This is a genomic window from Roseobacter sp. YIN89 (assembly GCF_057219365.1).
Genome location: NZ_JBXVVD010000004.1, coordinates 202477 through 221011, shown reverse-complemented (window position 1 = coordinate 221011; position 18535 = coordinate 202477). Strand labels below are relative to the sequence as shown.

Below are 18535 nucleotides of genomic sequence, written 5' to 3'. Positions count from 1 at the left end.
GCTACCCTTGCAAGCGCGGCAAGCGGGGTCTACCTCAAGCAGCACCAAAGCTTGGAGCATTTCATGGCGTTTGAATTAGACACGCTTACCGATCGACTATTGACCGCAGCCAAACGTGCGGGCGCAGATGCCGCCGATGCAATGGCAGTTCAGGGCACGTCTGTCAGCATCGAAGTACGCGGGGGGCAGCTTGAACAGGCAGAGCGCGCAGAGGGGGTCGATCTTGGTCTGCGTGTGTTCGTTGGTCAGCGTACCGCAAATGTTTCGGTTTCGGACACGAAGGACAGCACCATCGCCGAGATGGCAGAACGCGCGGTGGCCATGGCACGCGAAGCACCAGAAGACCCATTCAGCGGGCTGGCAGCCGCCTCGGATCTCAGCGCGCTGCGCAACGCAGATGCACTGGAACTTGCAGACCCGACACCAGAGCCATCGCCGGCCGATTTGCAGGAAGATGCCCGCCGCGCCGAGGCTGCGGCTGAGGCCGTTGCAGGGGTGACGCAGGTGCAATCCGCGTCGGCAGGATACTCTGCACGCGAAATCCACCTTGCTGCCAGCAACGGATTTTCGGGCGGCTATACCCGGACTGATCGCGGCTTGTCTTGTGTTGCCATCAGCGGTGAAGGCACCGGGATGGAGCGCGATTATGACGGCGAAAGCCGGATTTTTCAAAGCGATCTGCGCAGCCCCCAGGAAATTGGCCGCACCGCGGCAGAACGCGCCGTTGCGCGGGCCGGGTCCAGAAAGCCGCCGACCGGTAGCTTTCCGATATTGTATGACGAGCGTGTTGCATCATCGCTGATCGGTCACTTGCTCGTTGCAGCGAACGGCGCGTCCGTGGCCCGAGGCGGTTCATGGCTGCGTGACGCTCTGGGCAAACAGGTTTTGGCAAGTGGACTGAGCCTGCATGAAGATCCGCATCGGCGGCGCGCCTCCGGGTCTCGCCCCTTTGACGCCGAGGGCTTGCCAACGGCGCCCCGCCAGATCGTGCAGGACGGTGTATTAACGGGCTGGACGCTGGACCTTGCGACCGCCCGCAAGCTGGGCATGAATTCGACAGCGAATGCTGCACGCGGGCCGTCGTCCGGCCCGTCGCCGGCCACATGGAACGTGGCTTTGACCCAAGGCGATTACAGCAAAGAAGACCTGTTGAAAGACATGGGCACCGGGCTTTTGGTCACATCGATGATCGGGTCCACCATAAACTCGAATACGGGTGATTACTCTCGCGGGGCCGCAGGCGTGTGGGTCGAAAACGGTGAGCTGACCTACCCCGTCAACGAATGCACAATAGCCGGAAACCTGCACGATATGCTCAGATCGCTGGTGCCGGCGAACGATGCACGCGCCCATCTGAGCCGCGTTGTGCCCTCTTTGCTGGTTTCGGGGATGACCGTTGCCGGCACGTGATCTTGCTCTGATAACAGACGCAGTCCGGATGGCGGGACGGGTTGCGACCAGCTTTGTCGGTGCATCAGCGCAGCGATGGGACAAACCCGGCGGTGCCGGACCGGTCACCGAGGCTGATTTGGCCGTGAACGATTACCTGACTACAGTGCTGCGCTCTGCCAGACCCGAGTACGGCTGGCTGTCAGAGGAAACCGAAGACACCCAAGACCGGCTGGGCAAACAAACCGTATTCATCGTTGACCCGATCGACGGCACACGCAGTTTTGTCGAAGGATCACGAACGTGGGCACATTCCGTCGCGGTTGCCGAAAATGGTATTGTAACCGCTGGCGCGATTTACCTGCCGATGCGTGACCTACTCTACACCGCAGCCCGTGGGCGCGGCGCATGGCTCAACGGCAGGCCGTTGACTGTTTCGCAGGCTTCGGCGCTGGAGGGCGCACAAATACTGGCGACCAAGCCGGTTATTGCCCCCGAGCACTGGCCGAATGGAGTGCCATCGTTCGAACGATCGCACCGACCGTCCCTTGCCTATCGTCTGGGATTGGTCGGACAGGGCCGGTTTGACGGCATGCTCACCTTCAGACCAACTTGGGAATGGGATGTTGCCGCAGGCGTTTTGCTGATCGAAGAGGCATCTGGCAGATGTACGACCCGCAAGGGCGCTGCTTTGCGCTTTAACAACCCTGTTCCGCAACTGGACGGATTGGTCGCCTGTGGGACAGGCATGCACGATGCCGTGATGCTTGCGCTCGGCCACCCTGACCCAACTGCAGCTTGACCATCCCGTCCGGATAAGCAAGTTTCGCCCGCAAAGAGCACCTGATCCAAGGAAAGCCACATGACCCAACGACTTCATCTCGTGTTTGGCGGCGAGCTCGTCGATCCCAGCAAAAACGTGTTCAAGAATGTAGACGAGCTTCATATCGTCGGCATCTTTCCGAATTATGCTACGGCCTTTGATGCTTGGAAGTCCGAAGCGCAGCGCACAGTAGATAATGCGCATATGCGCTACTACATCGCCCATCTGCATCGGCTGCGTGATGAAGAAGCCGCTGCATCCTCGACAGAAGAACTGGGCTAACATGTGATGGGCCGCTCATTCGGGTTGGCGGCCTACAGCGCCCTTGCGCGACGTACCAGCGACCGGCGTTTTCTTCCGTCGGGGCCACGGCCCGCAGGTCAGCTGGTTTGGATACATGCACCCGAAACCGACACCCTCCTGGCTATCGAAGACCTCACGCAACGCCTGCGTGCCGCGCGATACGGGCTTCAGATCCTGATCACCGTACAGACCCAAGCAGAAATTGAAGCGGCTCATAAAGTTTTTGGCGCGCAGGAGGCGCTGAAACTGGAAGTCGCCCCCAGCGACCATCCGGATGCGGTTAAAGCATTCTGGCAGCATTGGGCGCCAGACATGGGTTTATGGACATGGGGCAGGCTGATGCCCAATCTGATCTCTCTGGCGCATAGCAAAGCCTGCCCCATGTTGCTGATTGATGCCGACGTGTCTGGGTTTGATGGGCGCCGCGACCGCTGGCTTCCCGATTTGTCGCGGCAGCTTCTGACACCTTTCGCAGGCATTATGGTACGCTCCAGCGAAACGCTAAAGCGCATGGAAACGCTCGGGCTTTCTACGTCAAACATCGATGTCACCCCGCCCCTGCAAGCAGGCGGGCGTGCCTTGCCTTGCGACCACAGTGATCTGGACGATCTGGCAGAGCAACTGAAAGGCCGCCCTGTCTGGTTTGCAAGCCATGTGCAAGAAAAGGAAATTTCGCCTGTACTGGCCGCCCACCGTAAAGCTCAACGAATGTCACACCGCCTTTTACTGGTGCTGCACCCGGCGCAAGAAGACCTGCGGGCCAGGATCGAACAAAACATCGCATCAGAAGGGTTTCGGATGGCGAACTGGTCAGAGGGTAACACCTGCGATGATGCCGTGCAGGTCTTGCTGGCAACCGATCCCGACGACATCGGCCTGTTCTACCGAGCGTCGCCGGTGTCTTTCATCGGCAGTTCGATGTTTGCAGGCTATCATGGCAGCAATCCCTTCGATGCCGCCGCCTTGGGCTCTGCTGTATTGTATGGCCCGAACGTCCGTCGCTTTTTGCCGTTCTATTCCCGGCTCGCAAAAGCGGGCGCTGCAAGAATTGTCCAAGATGCTGACGGGCTTGGCACTGCAATCACCCATTTGATCGCACCGGATCAAGCCGCATCAATGGCCCATGCCGGGTGGGACGTGATCAGCGAGGGTGCCAGCCTGACTGACAGGGTCGTCGACTTTGTGCAGGCTGGGTTGGACGGCGAATTGGAGGGCGTAAATGCGCGCGCCTGAGTTTTGGGATACCACTGCGGATAATCTCAGCTGGCAAGCAAAGCTTCTGCGTCCTTTGGGCTGGGCATATGCTGCCGCCACCGCCCGCAGGCTCGCATCTACACAGGGTCTCAAGCTTGACGTACCAGTCATCTGCGTCGGCAATCTGCATGCAGGCGGCACGGGCAAAACCCCGACCACAATGGCGGTTGTCAGCCTGCTTGCCGATTTATTCCAGACACCGCATGTAGTCTCGCGTGGCTACGGTGGAACGCTCAAAGGTCCGGTGCGGGTTGATCCGGGTCAGCACACTGCGAAACAGGTCGGGGATGAGCCGCTTTTGCTATCAGCTTTTGCCGAAGTCTGGGTCGCGGAGGATCGTGCGGCGGGCGCGCAGGCGGCGGTAAATGCAGGGGCCTCAGTAATCGTACTCGATGACGGATTTCAGAATCCCGGCTTGCAAAAAGATCTCAATATCGTCGTTGTTGATGCTGCCAAAGGTTTTGGAAACGGCCTGTGCCTGCCCGCCGGACCGCTACGCGAGCCCGTGACTGCCGGATTGAAACGCGCAGATATCATCTTGACCATAGGCGACGATGCTGCCCAAAGGCGTTTCGACAGCAGTATAATCCCAAAAGGTATCACCCACGTGCGGGCGCACCTTGCGCCCTTGCAAACAGGGATGGACTGGAGCGAAACCCGTGTACTCGCCTTTGCGGGGATTGCGCATCCAAAGAAGTTTTTTGATACTTTAAAGGGTCTTGGCGCAGATGTTATTCATGCCGAACCGCTGGATGACCACCAGTTGCTGACGACAGCATTGATGAAGCGGCTCGAAGCCGAAGCCAAACTGCGGGGTGCGCAACTGGTCACCACTGAAAAGGACGCGGTGCGTCTACCACCCGATTTCAGGACAAAGGTCATAACACTGCCGGTACGGCTGACGTTCTCCGACGGAGAGGACACACTTCGCAAAATTCTTCAGGACCTTACAAGCCGGTAGAATTTATTCAAAGTCACTGTCGTTTTCACCAAGTTTTGGCGCAGGCTTGTGCAGGTCCAGGTCTGCATCCGAGAACGTGAATGGCGACCGAATTCCCGGCACACCGCCCAGCGAGATTTGCAAATCGCGCGCCTGTACCTGAGGGTCCGCCATAACTTCCGCCATGTTGTTGATCGGGCCGGCCGGCACCCCGTTTGCCTCGCACGCGGCAAGTAATTCCGCCTTGGTCCGCTTCAGCGTTGCCTCTGTGAGACGTGCATTCATCTCATCACGGTTTTCAAGACGGTTTTCGTTTCGAAGAAACGCAGGGGCCTCGGCCATTTCAGCGAGGCCAAGCAGATGACACAAACGGCGGTACTGCCGGTCATTTCCGGTGGCAATGATGATGTGTCCGTCCGCGCAGTCGAATACCTGATAAGGTGCGAGATTGATATGCGCGTTGCCCATTCGGCGCGGCGAAGTCCCCGTAGTCAGGTAGTTGAGCGCTTGGTTCGACGTCACTGCTACGGCCACATCCATCAAAGACATATCAATGTGTTGCCCGCGACCTGTCGTGTTGCGCTGGTGTACAGCGGTAAGGATCGCAGTGGTTGCATAGACACCGGTAAGAATGTCGGTAATGGCGATACCATATTTTTGCGGCTGCCCCGCCGGATCGCCGGTCAGTGACATCAAACCTGACATTCCCTGAATGATGAAGTCATAGCCCGCGCGATGGGCATAAGGCCCGTCATGCCCAAAGCCGGTGATTGAGCAATAGATCAGAGATGGGAATTCCTTGGCGAGGCTGTCGTAATCCAGCCCGTACTTCGCCAACCCGCCGGTCTTGAAGTTTTCGATCAGGATATCCGCGTCTGCCAGAATTCCTTTCAGCCGCGCGACACCCTCTTCGGTGCGAAAATCGGCCGTGATCGATTTCTTGCCTCTGTTTGTGGAGTGGAAATAGGCGGCAGAAACGTCGTCGTCTCTGGTCACAAACGGGGGACCCCATTGTCGGGTATCATCCCCGTTCGGGCTTTCTACTTTGACGACATCGCACCCCAGATCGGAAAGCGTCTGGCCAGCCCATGGGCCAGCCAGAACACGCGCCAGTTCAACAACCTTCAGCCCGGCGAGCGGGGCGGCCATTACTCGACCGCTGCGTCGATCAACTCGGACATCTCAGCATAAGACATGTTCGAGTACTTGGTGCCGTTGATGACAAAGCTGGGCGTGCTGTCCACGCCATCCGCTGTCGCGTTTTCCTGATACCATGCGACCAGTGTACGCGCCTTGTCGCCATCTTGCAGGCAGGCTTCCATCTTACCGGCGTCAAGACCAGCCAGCAGGCCGATTTTACGCAGTTCGTCTACAATAGCACCGGGTTCACCGGCTCGTGACCATGTTGACTGCTTTTCATAGATCAGGTCCGACATGCCAAAGAACGCCTCGGGCGTGCCAGCGCAGCGCGCAATCATTGACGCCCAAAGACCGTAGCGGTCAAAATAAACCTCTCGGTAAACAAAGTTGATTTTGCCATTGTCGATGTAGTCCGCTTTCAACTGTTTGAAGGGGCCTTCATGGAAACGCGCGCAATGCGGGCAGGTGTAACTGGCATATTCGATCACAGTGACCGGAGCATCCGGATTGCCAAGCGACATTTCCGCGATGCTTGACGTATCCACGTCTGATGCTTCCTGAGCGTTTGCCGCGCCCAACGGATCGACAGGGGTGACATTGGTGCCAGACCCCGGCGAAGTTACAAAATAGGCGCCCAGACCAATGACCGCGACTGCGGCAGAAATGATCATCATACGAGACATTGAGGTTTCCCTTTTTTATCGGTGTGTCTTGTTCATTACGTTTTGTGCAAGCTGCGCCAAGGCTGCGCGCAGGCCGTCATCCTCGATCGGTTGCGCGACTTCAGCGGCCTTTCGCTGCACCGCCGGGTCGGGCGCTGTTGCTTGTACTTTTTTCTGCGCCGGCTGGAAGTCAACCTGCCCTTCGGCAAAACCTGTCGCCGCCGTTTGTGTCACACGGATGCGCGCTATGGCGTTATATCCGTAAACACCGTTCACGCGCGTACGCAGTTTTTCCTTTTCCATCTCCAATACCGGTGCATGTACTCCGGTAGTAAGCAACGTCAATGTGGCCCCCATGCCACCCCGCCCGTAGCTGACCTCGACCGGACGGGCCATTGCCGCCACATCTTCGCCGACAACCTCGGCCCAATGGGTGAGCAGGCGGCTCTGCGCGAACCCGCGCTTTTCGGATGCCTTGCGGATACGCCCCGTCAGCAAACTGGACGTGCGGGTAAAGCCTTTTGTACTGGCGCGTCGCGGAGGCATGACTATCTTCCCTTAAGACGATGGCTGAGCTTAACGCTTTCGTTACCGGTCAACCAGCCCAAGCACCAACCGAAAGGCATAAACATTGCGTGACCAAGCTGCTGACACCGGCGCCCTCGCTGATGAGATACTAGACTGGTACGACAATCATGCCCGCAGCATGCCATGGCGGGTTTCCCCTGCGGATCGCAAGGCCGGGATTCGTCCGGACCCTTATCGCGTTTGGCTCTCCGAAGTCATGCTGCAACAAACGACTGTCGCTACGGTCAAAAGCTACTTTGAACGCTTCACCAAACGGTGGCCCACAGTGCGGGACCTTGCCGCCGCCGAAGATGCCGATGTTATGGGAGAATGGGCAGGTTTGGGCTATTACGCGCGTGCCCGCAACTTGCTGAAATGCGCCCGCGTTGTTGTTACAGACTATGACGGCGCATTCCCCGCAGATCACGCAGCTTTGCTGAAGTTGCCCGGAATAGGGCCTTATACTGCCGCAGCTGTTTCATCGATTGCCTTTGATCTGCCGCACACGGTTCTGGACGGAAACGTAGAACGGGTCATGGCAAGGCTCTACGATATCCACACGCCACTTCCGGAGGCAAAACCGGAATTGATGGACCGCGCCGAGGCGTTGACACCGCAACATCGTGCAGGCGACTACGCGCAAGCAGTCATGGACTTGGGGGCCACGATTTGCACGCCACGTTCTCCGGCCTGTGGCATTTGCCCGTGGCGGCCCGAGTGTCGCGGCAGACAAATGGGATCAGCGGCGCTTTTGCCCAAAAAGTCGCCAAAAAAAGCAAAACCAATCCGGCAGGGCGTTGTCTTTGTCGCCCGACGCGCAGACGGCGCGTGGCTGATCGAAACACGACCGGACACCGGCTTGCTTGGCGGGATGATCGGATGGCCGGGATCTGAATGGCGCGACACGGCAGAGCCGATGCCGCCGGTTGACGTGCCCTGTTCCGGCGACTGGTCGGTTGTAGAGGCAGAAGTCAGGCACACTTTCACGCATTTCCATTTGATACTTCGGGTCTATTTTGCCCACGTTAGTGCCGAAACAGAGCCTAAAGTGGGCTACTTTCAGTCAGCAGAAAAATTTCGTCCCTCTGATCTGCCCACGGTGATGCGCAAGGCTTTTGACGTTGCGAAAAGCAAGATGTGCTAGGCTTGGCGCGCAACGCTGTTCCGCGCTAGTGTTTCTTGCATGAGCCACCCCGAGACAACTCAGGCAGCCGCCTCTGATGCCTTGCCGAACGCAGCACCTTTCTGGGTATCGCTGGCGCTGATCCCCCTTGCCGTTCTTGGCGCCTATGTCGGCGGATGGACAGTGATCATTCTGCCGATCGCAACATGGTATCTTTTCTCTGGTCTCGATCTGATGGTCGGGCGCAACAGTTCAAACCCGGATCCGCAAACCGTTGAATCGGATATGCTGATACACCGTGCGATCACACTGATCTGGGCGCCGGTGCAATTTCTCATGCTGTTCAGCCTCATCTGGTATGTGCCGCAGGCCGAACACCTTGGCGCAGTGGAACGGGCAGTATTGTTTTTCGGAGTGGGCGTGATTACCGGCACGGTTGGTATCAACTACAGCCACGAACTGATGCACCAAAAACCGAAGATCGAGCGGTGGATGGCGGATGTATTGCTGGCGATGGTTCTTTACGCGCATTTCAGATCAGAACACCTTTTGGTGCATCATCGCCATGTGGCAACGCCAGCAGACGCGGTCACCGCACGCTACAACGAGAGCTTTTACCGGTTTTACCCACGCGTGCTGCGACAGTCCCTCAGATCGGCATTCAGAGCCGAAGCAGCGCTTCTCGCGCGCAAGAACCTGCCATGGCATCACAAGACAAACCCCTTCTGGCGATACTGGGCGCTTCAGGCGGCGATGCTGGCGCTGGCGTTTGTTCTGGGAGGCTGGACTGGCGTAATTTTGTTTCTGATCCAAGCTGGTACCGCTGTGTGGCAACTCGAACTCGTCAACTACATCGAGCATTATGGCCTGACGCGAAAGTATCTAGGAGACGGGCGATACGAACACGTAAAGCCCCACCACTCGTGGAACGCAGATCACCGCGCCTCTAATTGGCTGTTGATAAACCTTCAACGCCACTCCGATCACCACTTCAAGCCGGATCGCCGCTTTCCAGTGCTCCAGACCTATGACGCAAGCGAAGCACCGCAGCTTCCTTACGGATACCCGGTCATGACCATGGCCGCCATGATCCCGTCACTGTGGCGCAAGGTGATGAATCCGCGTGTGCGCGCGTGGCGCGCGCAGTACTACCCCGAGATTGATGACTGGCACGCCTACAACAAGGCGAAAAATCCGATGCCCGCGCGCGGCTTCAGCTAAAACGCGGTGCCGAGTGATCGCCAAGGCCTAAAAAGTGCAAGAGTTTTGCGTCGCTCGCGCGACCACCAAGCCCGCGATCAAGGTTGCCACGTGGTCAAGAACAGCCTTTTTGACCGGGAACGGTAAGGCGCGTTCTGGACCACCGCTGCAAGGAAATACAGACGGATCTCGCTACCATTCTGAAGACAGCGCGCAACAGTTCGACTTGCAATGCCAAGCCTTACCTCACGGGATAACGACCTGCCGGACGGGCAAGGTGAAAACTTTGCCGCCACTTTGTCAGTAAATCAGAACTTGGCACGCGCTATGTGCTCTCCACCCTTCGGGCATAAAAAAAACCCCGCCAAATGGCGGGGCAAAGGTGTGTGCCTTTAACAGGCAGCCTCGTTCAGAAGGCCACAGGCACCGGCGGTGTTCTCAAATTCAAAGAGTTCTAAGAGGCCATTTCAGACCGGATTTGCTGTCTCAGCACATCAATTGGAACTTTCTTTCCGTCCCGTTTGAAGGTCCAATACGTCCAGCCGTTGCAACTGGGGGCACCCTCAAAAGCTGCGCCAACCTGATGGATAGACCCTTTTACGTCGTCCCCGATCAATGTTCCGTCCGCGCGCACTTTGGCGATCTGACCGCGCGGGGAGTATAGTTCTTCGCCAGGACGCAGCATGCCGCGTTCCACAAGTTGTCCAAAAGGCACACGTGGCTCGGCCCGTTTGGAGGCGCTGACCTGTAACGCTTCGCGGTCAAATTTGCGCACCTTGCTGATCCGTTTTTCCGCGACCTTGCGATAGGCGGCCTCGCGCTCGATGCCAATGAAATCACGACCAAGCATCTTGGCCACGGCGCCTGTTGTGCCGGTCCCGAAGAAAGGATCGAGAATGACGTCGCCCGGGTTCGTGGCCCCCACCAACACCCGATGCAACAGGCTCTCCGGTTTCTGCGTCGGATGAGCCTTCTCGCCATTCTCGTCCTTCAAGCGCTCATGTCCGGTGCAAATCGGCAGCACCCAGTCAGAGCGCATCTGAATGCCCTCGTTCAGCGCCTTTAGCGCCTCGTAGTTAAACGTGTACTTGCTGGTCTCGTCGCGCCCCGCCCAAATCATAGTCTCGTGCGCGTTGGTAAACCGTTTGCCGCGGAAATTGGGCATTGGGTTGGTTTTGCGCCATACAACGTCATTGAGGATCCAAAACCCCTCGTCCTGCAGCGCAGCACCCACGCGAAAGATATTGTGATAGCTCCCGATCACCCAGATCGCACCGTTTGGCTTGAGCAGACGTCGCGCGGCCTTCAGCCATGCGCGCGTAAACTCATCGTAGGCACGAAAGCTTGCAAATTGGTCCCACGCATCATCGACCGCATCGACACGGCTGTTGTCAGGCCGATGCAGATCACCCTTTAACTGAAGATTGTAAGGTGGGTCAGCAAATATCAGGTCGACAGACCCTGCTGGCAGGCGGTTCATCTCTTCGATGCAATCGCCGTCGATAATCGTGTTCAAAGGAAGCGCCGCGGCGCCCTTGGTCTTGGTCATCATCAATCTGCCTCTGTCCGGTGCTTTTTGCACTCGTCGTTGGCCCTAAGATGAGTCAAAGGCGATTCGCGGTCAATTTCTTTTTTGAATCAAGAGTTTATGATTTTTCCTTGATACAACATGTTGTGTACCGGTTTGAACGAACGTCTATGATGTGGGGTCACACCAAGATTTTGAAGCGCGGATATGTGGCTTTTCGATCCATATCCCATATTGGTCTCCCATCCGTATCCGGGATGTTGTTGCGCTAAATCCACCATGATCGCGTCGCGGGCCACTTTGGCCACAATAGAGGCAGCAGCGATCGTCAGACTTTTGGTGTCACCCTTAACAACGGGTTGTGCAGAAAGAGTCAAACCACGCGGCAACATGTTCCCATCAAACAGCACATGGTCCGGGGGCAGCCGCAACCCTGCCAAGGCGCGCTGCATGGCAATATGGCTGGCGCGCAGGATATTGTGCTCTTCGATTTCCTCGACGCTGGCATGAGCGACACTGACTTCGGCACAGTCATATAGTTCTGCGGCCAGCGCATGACGCTTTTTCGCCGTCAACTTCTTGGAATCATTGAGCCCTACGGGAATAGCCTTAGGATTGAGAACGACGGCAGCAGCCGTCACAGGGCCGGCAAGAGGCCCCCGTCCAACTTCATCCACGCCCGCAACCCGGCTGGCACCAGCCGCCATGGCTGCGCGTTCGATCTCGAAATCAGGATCCATGCCCTGTCTTCAACTGATCGCCATGAAATCTCAAGACTTGTTCTGCGCAAAAGTGCCTCCGGCTGAAACCGGAGACGCACACTTGTCAAAAAAAGAGAGGGAGACGCCCGAACGCCCCCCTCCAGTTCCAAGGCAGGATCAGGGGACCTGCCCGCCTTGTGTCGGCCTTCCGTTAACGTCGGGCCAATTGGTAACCTTCTCGCCGCAAGCACCGCGCATCATAGCCGCGCCGCTTCTTGTTATTGACGCGAAACCGTACAGCACAGGAACGCGGCAGCGACTGATTGTAACTGTAGTTGCGCTCAAGGCAGCGCTTTCCGAACACGCGGACGCGACCGTCAGACGTTTCAAAGCTGCGCAGGCAGTCGCCGGGCAACAACCTGCGTTCAACGCGTCGGGGCAACGGGCGCGGCTCCCACGGGGTGATCACACGATCCGTGTTTGCGTTATTCTCGAAACGAAAATTATCGTAGGCGCGATTACGGGCGACCGTTTGCGTCGGTGGCTTGTCATCATCCAACTTGTCACTGATGACCTTGCCGACAATGGCGATCCCGACAATGGCGGCCAAAGCTTTGGCAAGATCTTCGTCTGCTTTTGCCGGGGCTGCGCCAATGGCAGTAACAGATAACGCTGAACAAACCACAGCTGCGATAAATTTGCGGGTCATGGGCGAGGTCCTTTGTTCTTGTTGATCCGGCGCATCAACGCGCGGTCTTGATGCGACCAAACTGGGCCCGCCCCCTTGCGACAGGCAATATCGGCGCGGCGCTATCCGATATCAAAGCTGACAAACCCCCTTTGTTATTGAATATCTGCAGTCACAGGCGCAGGTTTAGCGTATGAAAAAAATTGCACATATTGTTGCGCCGCTGGTCGTGCTTTTCCTGTCTGGCGGGATCGCCGCAGCAGATTGCTATGCTGATTACAAGGCAAAGCAGGACGATCCACTGCGCTTGCATTATGGCGTCGCTCAAATATCGCAGTGCTCTGAACAGACGGCCGCAGCCGAGTTGTCAGAGCGGCTCGCTGCACGTGGGTGGACCCTGCTGAACATCGTGTCTGTCTTTGATGAAACTGGGCTGGCGGAAAGGAAAGAGAGTGCAGGACCAAACTACCTTCGCTTCTGACATGCGCCGTTCCGGAGGGCGGATTGTCGGATTTGGCATCGTTGGCATTCTGGCCATTCTGGTCGTAGCCGCAGTGGTACTGTTCTGGACGCTACCCGACGCCAATGCCTTTAATGCGCGAGTCGAACAGCTTTTTGTAGAAAATAACGACCTGACTTCTCAGGCCGAAATCAAACTACTGGAGATTTTGGCGCAGTCTGGCACCGCCTTTTCCGAAACGCTTGCCAGCTATCGCGTGGTGATCTTTGTATTGCTGGTTTTTGCGACCGCGATGTTGATTGCTGCCTTGATTTTCCTCGTCTTGCTGGCTGGTTTTAATCGTCGGATGGCTCAGATTGAACGCGCGGGCATACAGGTGAACTCACTATTGATCAGCCGCGAAGAAAATACCGTCTACCTGAACAATCTCGGCTTCAAGCTTACCGACGCGGCGATGGAAACGATGTCAGTACTGGCCGAAGCGCGCATGGACGACGACGTTTTGACAGGCTCTGAAATCGAGGGGGTGATCTCGGGCCGGTCTGCCGCAGATTGCGAAGAAGCCGCCGGCGCGACGCGGATCAAGCGATTGCGCGACACGCTGGGCAACCAGATCGTATCGGAACTACTGGTCAAGAATATCGCGCGGCGCGGCTACATGCTGGCCATCGACAAAGACGTCATCAAGGTCATTTGACCGGCGGCCTCAGTGACCTGTCAGCACCAGCGTTTGAAGCGGCAACAGCAGTGACCTTATCCGCAGACCTGCGGCATGGATGACCCCAACCGTATCAACCACATGCAAAAAGATCCGTTCCCCCGTTCCAAGTGAGGGATCTTCCAGTCGGTCGTGATTGTCCGTATAGGCAGTCGCCATACAGCGGCTGCCAGCGGGGATATCGTCTGTCTGGCCGGGGTAGATCGGTTCCAATATGGTGACAATCGATCCGGGCACTGACCGCTGGCTAATGTCGATCAGTTGGTCTGTTGGCCGAATTTGCCCCGAAGCGACAACATCCTGCACATCGACAATCACCATAGGTATGACTGTAAACGGTTTGGAAGCGCACATGATTTCCGCCACACCGCCTGGTTTGATGACCTGCGCGGAAATTTGCGAGAAACCGGCTTCGAAACGGTTTTTACCGGAGCCTTCCGGAATGAGAATTCCGGCTGGTCGTAGTATCGGGTTAACGATGTCTCCGACCTGCAGCGTAAATTGCTCGACAGTGCCGTTGGTGCCGGCATAGACGGTCATTTTTTCTATTTCGACTTCCGCCTGTTCCAAAGCAGCTCTGGCGCTTGCTAATTGTGCCGGCAAAAGAACGCTGACATTCGCGTTGACCGCTTCGACGCCGGCGCGGGCAGCATCCAATGCGCCCTGACGCACGCCGAGTTCATTCTCCAAAACTTCGACATCGCGTTCCGAAACCACCGATGATCCCTGAGCCCGAAGTGTACGACGGCGATCAAGGTCTTCTTGTGTCTGCAGTAATGAAGATTCAGCCTGATCCACCGCAGCAAGCGCAGCGGCCAGATCCGCTTCTGCGACCGAGAATGCCGCCTCTACCTCTTCAATCTGGCGCAGGGCCGTTTCTTTGGCTGCATCTTGTCGGCTGCTGTCCATGCGGAATACCGGATCTCCGGCTTTGACGCGGTCAAGATTGCCAACGTATACCTCTTCGACCCGGCCGGCACCTTCGGACAAAATCGTCACTGTGCGAAAGAAGGATGCAACATAAGGCGTGCTTGGGTGATAGTAGAAAACGATAGTCAACAGGCTGATCGTCAGCATCAGACAACCGGTTATGCCCCACCGCAATTCATACCAGACCGAAAAGAAAGTAATTTCACGGCCAAACCGTTTTCCCTGCAAAAAGCGCCGCAAAAAATAGTCTGGCCAGATGGTCACCAGCGAGCAAAGAAAGAGTTCAATCATTCGTTTTTTCCTTGCCGGAGATTTTCTGCAATGATTGGGCTATGCTGTTGAGCGGTGTGACGAAATCGGGGGCTCTGAAGGCCGCCAAGACGAGTGCCAGCACCCAAAACAGGTTGTTGTGCGTAAACAGCGCAAGGATGCACAAAATACTGATAAGCTGAAATTGCGTCGCATTCGATTTATGCGCCATCCGTTCCGGCAGTGAGTGCAATGTGAAATACACAACCCCAAGCAACAGAATGACGGCTACAACCAGCACGACCATCGCTGTAAAAAGGTAATCTGAACCATCCGGGGCGGCGAAGTAACGGGGCAGGTGATCGGGGGCCAGCGGGTGGATATGTTCGGCCATCAAAACACGCCTTTCAATTTAGGTCTCGTGGCAGGTTAACGGCCAGTTCTTCTAGCGCCAATGAGATTGTTTGGTCCAAGCTCTGGCAAATCGGTTTTTTTTCCCATTACTGTGGCAAAACCCTTCAAAAAGGAACCCGTAATGCCTGCGCCAATCAACCCGTTCAAAAAAGCCTTGGCCGAAGGCCAGACAGTCTTTGGCTGCTGGATGAGTCTCGCCGAGGGTTTTACAGCCGCGATACTTGGCAAGGCGGGCTTTGACTGGCTTTTGATTGATGGCGAACACTCACCAAATGACATCCGTTCAATCCGCGATCAGGTTCTGGCATTGGAAGGCAGCCCCAGCCATACGGTCGTGCGTGTTCCGATCGGTGAAACATGGATCATCAAGCAGATGCTGGATTTGGGCATTCAGACCATTCTGGTACCAATCGTCGAAACCGCAGAACAGGCACGAGAACTGGTGCGGGCCTGCCGGTATCCTCCACACGGCACACGCGGTGTGGGATATGGTGTGTCGCGGTCAGGCGGGTTCGGTCAATTCGAAAATTACGGACCGACAGCCGACGACCAAATCTGCCTTCTGGTGCAGGTCGAGACCAAGCAGGGCTTGGACAACCTAGACGAAATTCTTGCCGTCGAAGGTGTGGATGGCGTGTTTATCGGGCCCGCCGACCTGTCAGCCAGTCTTGGGTATCTGGGCCAAACGATGCACCCGGACATGCAGGAAACGATCCTGTCGGCCCTGAAAAGGATTAGCGACAGTGGCAAAGCCGCAGGCATCCTGACTACGAACGAAGGGATGATACAGGCCTCGCTGGACGCCGGCGCGCGCTTTGTGGCCGTGGCAATGGATATCGCGTTGCTTATCGAAAATGCAAAGGTTGAAGCGAACAAGTGGATCAAGCGCTAGCGCGTTTCATTTCGGTCGCGGCTTTTGTGTAGCCTCCCGAAGCACCATCAATGAAATGCAAGTGATCGTCAGTCATGATCGACGGCACAATGCATGTCATCATCGCCTCTGTCTGGGTTGACGTGCCATAACGCACTATTCCCGCCTCGGCAGCCTTGGCCAAAATACCTTCGAGCGTGGCTTGGGTTGCAGGGTCACAATCCAGCGTCATTTTCAAACCATCGTCCAGTTTACGGAAATCGGCGTTTTGAGCGACGACCCGGGCGTAATGGCGCGCGTCAAAGCCTGCCAAAGACCACCCCGTCTTGATCAACACCCAAGCAATCAAGGATTCGAGCAATACTTTCGCTTTTGCGAGCCTGAGCGAACCATTCCCCTTGGCTGCCTGCGCCTCTAGCCCGGTGCCCGCAGCAGGCCATCTGGCCTTCATGCCATTATCGTCGGCCGGATGGCCCGCGCGGTCGAGAACTTCTGCCGCGTCGATCACTGCGCGGTAGACTTGTGCGACATCGGCACTCTTTGCGCCCTGAACCGGCGCAACGACAAGCGATAGTATCACCCCCTGACGGGCTGGCATATGCGCCCACCTGCACGATAGTCCGCTGAGGTCCGGTGCTGCACCCGCCGGCGCTTTTGTCACCAGCCAGTTGCCTGATTTCATCTGGTTTTCCGCCCACATCAATCCACCACCGGAAAACATGGCATAGTCTATACCTGCTGAGGCTTGAAATCGCGCAATCCGAACCGGCTGACCCGCGCGCACTGCCTCAGACACCGGTACAAGCGCCGCGCGCAGACCGATTTGAAAAGCCTCCTCTGCCCAGCGGACGACCTCCGACATCGCGGTTTGTACGCATTCGCGAGCGTCAGGAGGAATCGCAAAGCTGGCCCCGTCACCACCAAACACAAAAGGAAAGGCGCGGCCATTGAGCCCGTTCATGACGGCTGAGATGACAGCCGCGCCAACCATATTTACTGTCTTGTATCGCCCCGCCGACACTTCTGCTGTCGAGTTCACGATGTCTGATACGCCGATAAGCCAATCATCTGGCACGTCGTGGTAATGCGCATCTTCGGTCAATGCAGTGAACGCCGATACTTTTGGCAGGGCATCGTAGAACTGAAAACCGGCCACCGCGTTCGTCATGAAATCCACCTTTGTTTATGTGGCCAGCCTATCACAATGCAGTGCTTAGACCCTATGACGCAGCTTGGCGAGAGCACCCCCCCTTTCCAGCAGCTTGTCATAGGTATAAGAGGCCCGCACCATCACATGCATATTGGAGTAAAAAGATGGGCTATCGCGTCGTCGTCGTTGGTGCCACAGGCAATGTGGGCCGCGAAATGCTGAACATTCTTTCCGAGCGCCACTTCCCGGTGGACGAAATTGCCGTGCTTGCATCGCGTAAGTCATTGGGTACGGAAGTCAGCTTTGGAGACAAGACGCTCAAGACGAAGGACCTCGACACGTTCGACTTCGCCGGTTGGGACATTGCTCTTTTCGCCGTAGGCTCTGAAGCCACAAAGCAATATGCGCCCCGCGCGGCCAAGGCCGGGTGTGTCGTGATCGATAACTCGTCGCTCTACCGCTATGATCCTGACGTGCCTCTGATCGTGCCTGAAGTGAACCCGGACGCGGTAATGGGGTATTCCAAAAAGAATATCATCGCCAATCCCAACTGCTCTACAGCCCAGATGGTTGTGGCCCTCAAGCCGTTGCACGACCGTGCAAAGATCAAACGGGTCGTGGTCAGCACGTATCAATCGGTTTCCGGAGCAGGCAAAGAAGGCATTGACGAGCTTTGGGACCAGACCAAGTCGATCTACAATCCGACGGACGACAAGCCCGCCAGGAAATTCACAAAACAGATCGCGTTCAACGTGATCCCTCATATCGATGTTTTCATGGAAGACGGCTCCACCAAGGAAGAGTGGAAGATGGTCGCAGAAACGAAGAAAATCGTGGACCCTTCCATCAAGGTCACCGCGACCTGCGTGCGGGTGCCTGTTTTCGTGGGACACTCAGAGGCTATCAACATCGAAACAGAGGAATTTCTCGATGAAGACGAGGCGCGGGATATTCTGCGTCAGTCTCCGGGGATCATGGTCATCGATAAACGTGAAGACGGCGGGTATGTATCGCCGGTCGAATGTGTCGGTGACTTTGCCACTTTTATCAGTCGTATCCGCCAAGACAGTACGATCGACAACGGCCTCAACCTTTGGTGCGTATCGGACAATCTGCGCAAAGGGGCAGCCTTGAACGCTGTGCAAATTGCAGAGCTACTGGGGCAGCGTGTACTCAAAAAAGGCTGAACGCGTTTTTTAAACCCATGTCAGGCCGCCTGCTCAACGCAGGCGGCCCTTTTCTTGGGAAACGCGTTCAGCGCACTTGTTAATGGTACCGGTTCACTTGTGACTGAATACCCTGGCAATATTTTACAGCGTCAAGAATTTCCCAACAGATCTGGCGGGCTTTTGAAAACTGAGTTTGCATGGCGAAGTTCCTTATCTCTGACACCATAAAGCCACAGCGAATCGCTTTTGGCTGTGA

The 18535-nt window shown here is 56.6% G+C and carries 20 protein-coding genes; 11 read left to right on the top strand and 9 right to left on the bottom strand.

Translation table 11 applies throughout. The features are described 5' to 3' along the window. Nucleotides 1-63: 63 nt before the first annotated feature. The 5 genes from AC2D8V_RS16990 to lpxK are packed head-to-tail and all read left to right on the top strand — an operon-like array spanning nt 64 to nt 4730. Nucleotides 64-1410: a TldD/PmbA family protein gene (locus AC2D8V_RS16990; protein ID WP_484734782.1), complete on the top strand. Its 1347-nt coding sequence runs from the start codon at nt 64-66 to the stop codon at nt 1408-1410. Next, nucleotides 1397-2191, top strand: coding sequence for a 3'(2'),5'-bisphosphate nucleotidase CysQ (locus AC2D8V_RS16985; protein ID WP_484734781.1), 795 nt, complete (start codon nt 1397-1399; stop codon nt 2189-2191). Before AC2D8V_RS16990 ends, AC2D8V_RS16985 begins: the two co-directional genes overlap by 14 nt. A gap of 60 nt (nt 2192-2251) precedes the next feature. Next, nucleotides 2252-2494 (top strand): DUF4170 domain-containing protein, encoded by a 243-nt coding sequence (locus AC2D8V_RS16980; protein ID WP_484734780.1) that lies wholly within the window; start codon nt 2252-2254, stop codon nt 2492-2494. A gap of 6 nt (nt 2495-2500) precedes the next feature. Continuing rightward, nucleotides 2501-3748, top strand: coding sequence for a 3-deoxy-D-manno-octulosonic acid transferase (locus AC2D8V_RS16975; protein ID WP_484734779.1), 1248 nt, complete (start codon nt 2501-2503; stop codon nt 3746-3748). Further along, a complete protein-coding gene (gene lpxK / locus AC2D8V_RS16970) occupies nt 3735-4730 on the top strand; it encodes a tetraacyldisaccharide 4'-kinase (RefSeq protein WP_484734778.1) in 996 nt (331 codons plus the stop codon). Before AC2D8V_RS16975 ends, lpxK begins: the two co-directional genes overlap by 14 nt. Nucleotides 4731-4733: 3 nt before the next feature. Here the strand turns inward: lpxK and AC2D8V_RS16965 are convergent, their stop codons facing one another. The 3 genes from AC2D8V_RS16965 to AC2D8V_RS16955 are packed head-to-tail and all read right to left on the bottom strand — an operon-like array spanning nt 4734 to nt 7057. Further along, on the bottom strand, nt 4734-5858 hold the full coding sequence (locus AC2D8V_RS16965) for a CaiB/BaiF CoA transferase family protein (RefSeq protein ID WP_484734777.1): 1125 nt from the start codon (nt 5856-5858) through the stop codon (nt 4734-4736). After that, on the bottom strand, nt 5858-6532 hold the full coding sequence (locus AC2D8V_RS16960; RefSeq protein ID WP_484734776.1) for a DsbA family protein: 675 nt from the start codon (nt 6530-6532) through the stop codon (nt 5858-5860). The genes AC2D8V_RS16965 and AC2D8V_RS16960 overlap by 1 nt, the downstream gene beginning before the upstream one ends. 15 nt (nt 6533-6547) lie before the next feature. Next, a complete protein-coding gene (locus tag AC2D8V_RS16955; protein WP_484734775.1) occupies nt 6548-7057 on the bottom strand; it encodes a DUF721 domain-containing protein in 510 nt (169 codons plus the stop codon). Between the two features lie 85 nt (nt 7058-7142). Here AC2D8V_RS16955 and mutY point away from each other — a divergent pair, with 85 nt between their 5' ends. Next, a complete protein-coding gene (mutY, locus tag AC2D8V_RS16950; protein ID WP_484734774.1) occupies nt 7143-8222 on the top strand; it encodes an A/G-specific adenine glycosylase in 1080 nt (359 codons plus the stop codon). A 39-nt stretch (nt 8223-8261) separates the two neighbouring features. Further along, nucleotides 8262-9422, top strand: a complete 1161-nt coding sequence (locus AC2D8V_RS16945; protein WP_484734773.1) for an alkane 1-monooxygenase — start codon at nt 8262-8264, stop codon at nt 9420-9422. A gap of 433 nt (nt 9423-9855) precedes the next feature. On the opposite strand, the gene AC2D8V_RS16940 is transcribed toward AC2D8V_RS16945, so the two are convergent. The 3 genes from AC2D8V_RS16940 to AC2D8V_RS16930 form a co-directional block, all read right to left on the bottom strand. After that, complete coding sequence (locus tag AC2D8V_RS16940; RefSeq protein ID WP_484734772.1) at nt 9856-10953, bottom strand: DNA methyltransferase; 1098 nt, start codon at nt 10951-10953, stop codon at nt 9856-9858. A gap of 86 nt (nt 10954-11039) precedes the next feature. Continuing rightward, complete coding sequence (locus AC2D8V_RS16935; RefSeq protein ID WP_484734771.1) at nt 11040-11669, bottom strand: ribonuclease HII; 630 nt, start codon at nt 11667-11669, stop codon at nt 11040-11042. Between the two features lie 172 nt (nt 11670-11841). After that, nucleotides 11842-12339 carry a hypothetical protein gene (locus AC2D8V_RS16930; protein WP_484734770.1) on the bottom strand — a complete coding sequence of 166 codons (498 nt, stop codon included), beginning with the start codon at nt 12337-12339 and terminating at the stop codon, nt 11842-11844. Nucleotides 12340-12511: 172 nt separating this feature from the next. Here AC2D8V_RS16930 and AC2D8V_RS16925 point away from each other — a divergent pair, with 172 nt between their 5' ends. Then, nucleotides 12512-12799 carry a hypothetical protein gene (locus AC2D8V_RS16925; protein WP_484734769.1) on the top strand — a complete coding sequence of 96 codons (288 nt, stop codon included), beginning with the start codon at nt 12512-12514 and terminating at the stop codon, nt 12797-12799. Then, nucleotides 12771-13475: a winged helix-turn-helix domain-containing protein gene (locus tag AC2D8V_RS16920; RefSeq protein WP_484734768.1), complete on the top strand. Its 705-nt coding sequence runs from the start codon at nt 12771-12773 to the stop codon at nt 13473-13475. Before AC2D8V_RS16925 ends, AC2D8V_RS16920 begins: the two co-directional genes overlap by 29 nt. A 9-nt stretch (nt 13476-13484) precedes the next feature. Here the strand turns inward: AC2D8V_RS16920 and AC2D8V_RS16915 are convergent, their stop codons facing one another. Then, nucleotides 13485-14717, bottom strand: a complete 1233-nt coding sequence (locus tag AC2D8V_RS16915) for an HlyD family secretion protein (RefSeq protein WP_484734767.1) — start codon at nt 14715-14717, stop codon at nt 13485-13487. After that, a complete protein-coding gene (locus AC2D8V_RS16910) occupies nt 14710-15069 on the bottom strand; it encodes a hypothetical protein (RefSeq protein ID WP_484734766.1) in 360 nt (119 codons plus the stop codon). The genes AC2D8V_RS16915 and AC2D8V_RS16910 overlap by 8 nt, the downstream gene beginning before the upstream one ends. A gap of 141 nt (nt 15070-15210) precedes the next feature. Here AC2D8V_RS16910 and AC2D8V_RS16905 point away from each other — a divergent pair, with 141 nt between their 5' ends. After that, complete coding sequence (locus tag AC2D8V_RS16905) at nt 15211-15981, top strand: HpcH/HpaI aldolase family protein (protein ID WP_484734765.1); 771 nt, start codon at nt 15211-15213, stop codon at nt 15979-15981. Here AC2D8V_RS16905 and AC2D8V_RS16900 read toward each other — a convergent pair. Next, a complete protein-coding gene (locus AC2D8V_RS16900) occupies nt 15971-17128 on the bottom strand; it encodes a DUF3095 domain-containing protein (RefSeq protein ID WP_484734764.1) in 1158 nt (385 codons plus the stop codon). The genes AC2D8V_RS16905 and AC2D8V_RS16900 overlap by 11 nt on opposite strands. Nucleotides 17129-17274: 146 nt before the next feature. On the opposite strand from AC2D8V_RS16900, the gene AC2D8V_RS16895 reads away from it, so the two are divergent. Further along, nucleotides 17275-18297 (top strand): aspartate-semialdehyde dehydrogenase, encoded by a 1023-nt coding sequence (locus AC2D8V_RS16895; RefSeq protein ID WP_484734763.1) that lies wholly within the window; start codon nt 17275-17277, stop codon nt 18295-18297. Nucleotides 18298-18535 lie beyond the last annotated feature (238 nt).

Excerpts from the sequence above, each read along its gene's own strand:
- AC2D8V_RS16915 (WP_484734767.1), bottom strand. The coding sequence starts at position 14,717 with ATGATTGAACTCTTTCTTTGCTCGCTGGTGACCATCTGGCCAGACTAT.
- AC2D8V_RS16905 (WP_484734765.1), top strand. The coding sequence starts at position 15,211 with ATGCCTGCGCCAATCAACCCGTTCAAAAAAGCCTTGGCCGAAGGCCAG.
- AC2D8V_RS16960 (WP_484734776.1), bottom strand. The coding sequence starts at position 6,532 with ATGTCTCGTATGATGATCATTTCTGCCGCAGTCGCGGTCATTGGTCTG.
- AC2D8V_RS16930 (WP_484734770.1), bottom strand. The coding sequence starts at position 12,339 with ATGACCCGCAAATTTATCGCAGCTGTGGTTTGTTCAGCGTTATCTGTT.
- AC2D8V_RS16935 (WP_484734771.1), bottom strand. The coding sequence starts at position 11,669 with ATGGATCCTGATTTCGAGATCGAACGCGCAGCCATGGCGGCTGGTGCC.
- AC2D8V_RS16925 (WP_484734769.1), top strand. The coding sequence starts at position 12,512 with ATGAAAAAAATTGCACATATTGTTGCGCCGCTGGTCGTGCTTTTCCTG.
- lpxK (WP_484734778.1), top strand. The coding sequence starts at position 3,735 with ATGCGCGCGCCTGAGTTTTGGGATACCACTGCGGATAATCTCAGCTGG.
- AC2D8V_RS16910 (WP_484734766.1), bottom strand. The coding sequence starts at position 15,069 with ATGGCCGAACATATCCACCCGCTGGCCCCCGATCACCTGCCCCGTTAC.
- AC2D8V_RS16945 (WP_484734773.1), top strand. The coding sequence starts at position 8,262 with ATGAGCCACCCCGAGACAACTCAGGCAGCCGCCTCTGATGCCTTGCCG.
- AC2D8V_RS16955 (WP_484734775.1), bottom strand. The coding sequence starts at position 7,057 with ATGCCTCCGCGACGCGCCAGTACAAAAGGCTTTACCCGCACGTCCAGT.
- AC2D8V_RS16980 (WP_484734780.1), top strand. The coding sequence starts at position 2,252 with ATGACCCAACGACTTCATCTCGTGTTTGGCGGCGAGCTCGTCGATCCC.
- AC2D8V_RS16940 (WP_484734772.1), bottom strand. The coding sequence starts at position 10,953 with ATGATGACCAAGACCAAGGGCGCCGCGGCGCTTCCTTTGAACACGATT.
- AC2D8V_RS16895 (WP_484734763.1), top strand. The coding sequence starts at position 17,275 with ATGGGCTATCGCGTCGTCGTCGTTGGTGCCACAGGCAATGTGGGCCGC.
- AC2D8V_RS16990 (WP_484734782.1), top strand. The coding sequence starts at position 64 with ATGGCGTTTGAATTAGACACGCTTACCGATCGACTATTGACCGCAGCC.
- AC2D8V_RS16975 (WP_484734779.1), top strand. The coding sequence starts at position 2,501 with ATGGGCCGCTCATTCGGGTTGGCGGCCTACAGCGCCCTTGCGCGACGT.
- AC2D8V_RS16965 (WP_484734777.1), bottom strand. The coding sequence starts at position 5,858 with ATGGCCGCCCCGCTCGCCGGGCTGAAGGTTGTTGAACTGGCGCGTGTT.
- AC2D8V_RS16900 (WP_484734764.1), bottom strand. The coding sequence starts at position 17,128 with ATGACGAACGCGGTGGCCGGTTTTCAGTTCTACGATGCCCTGCCAAAA.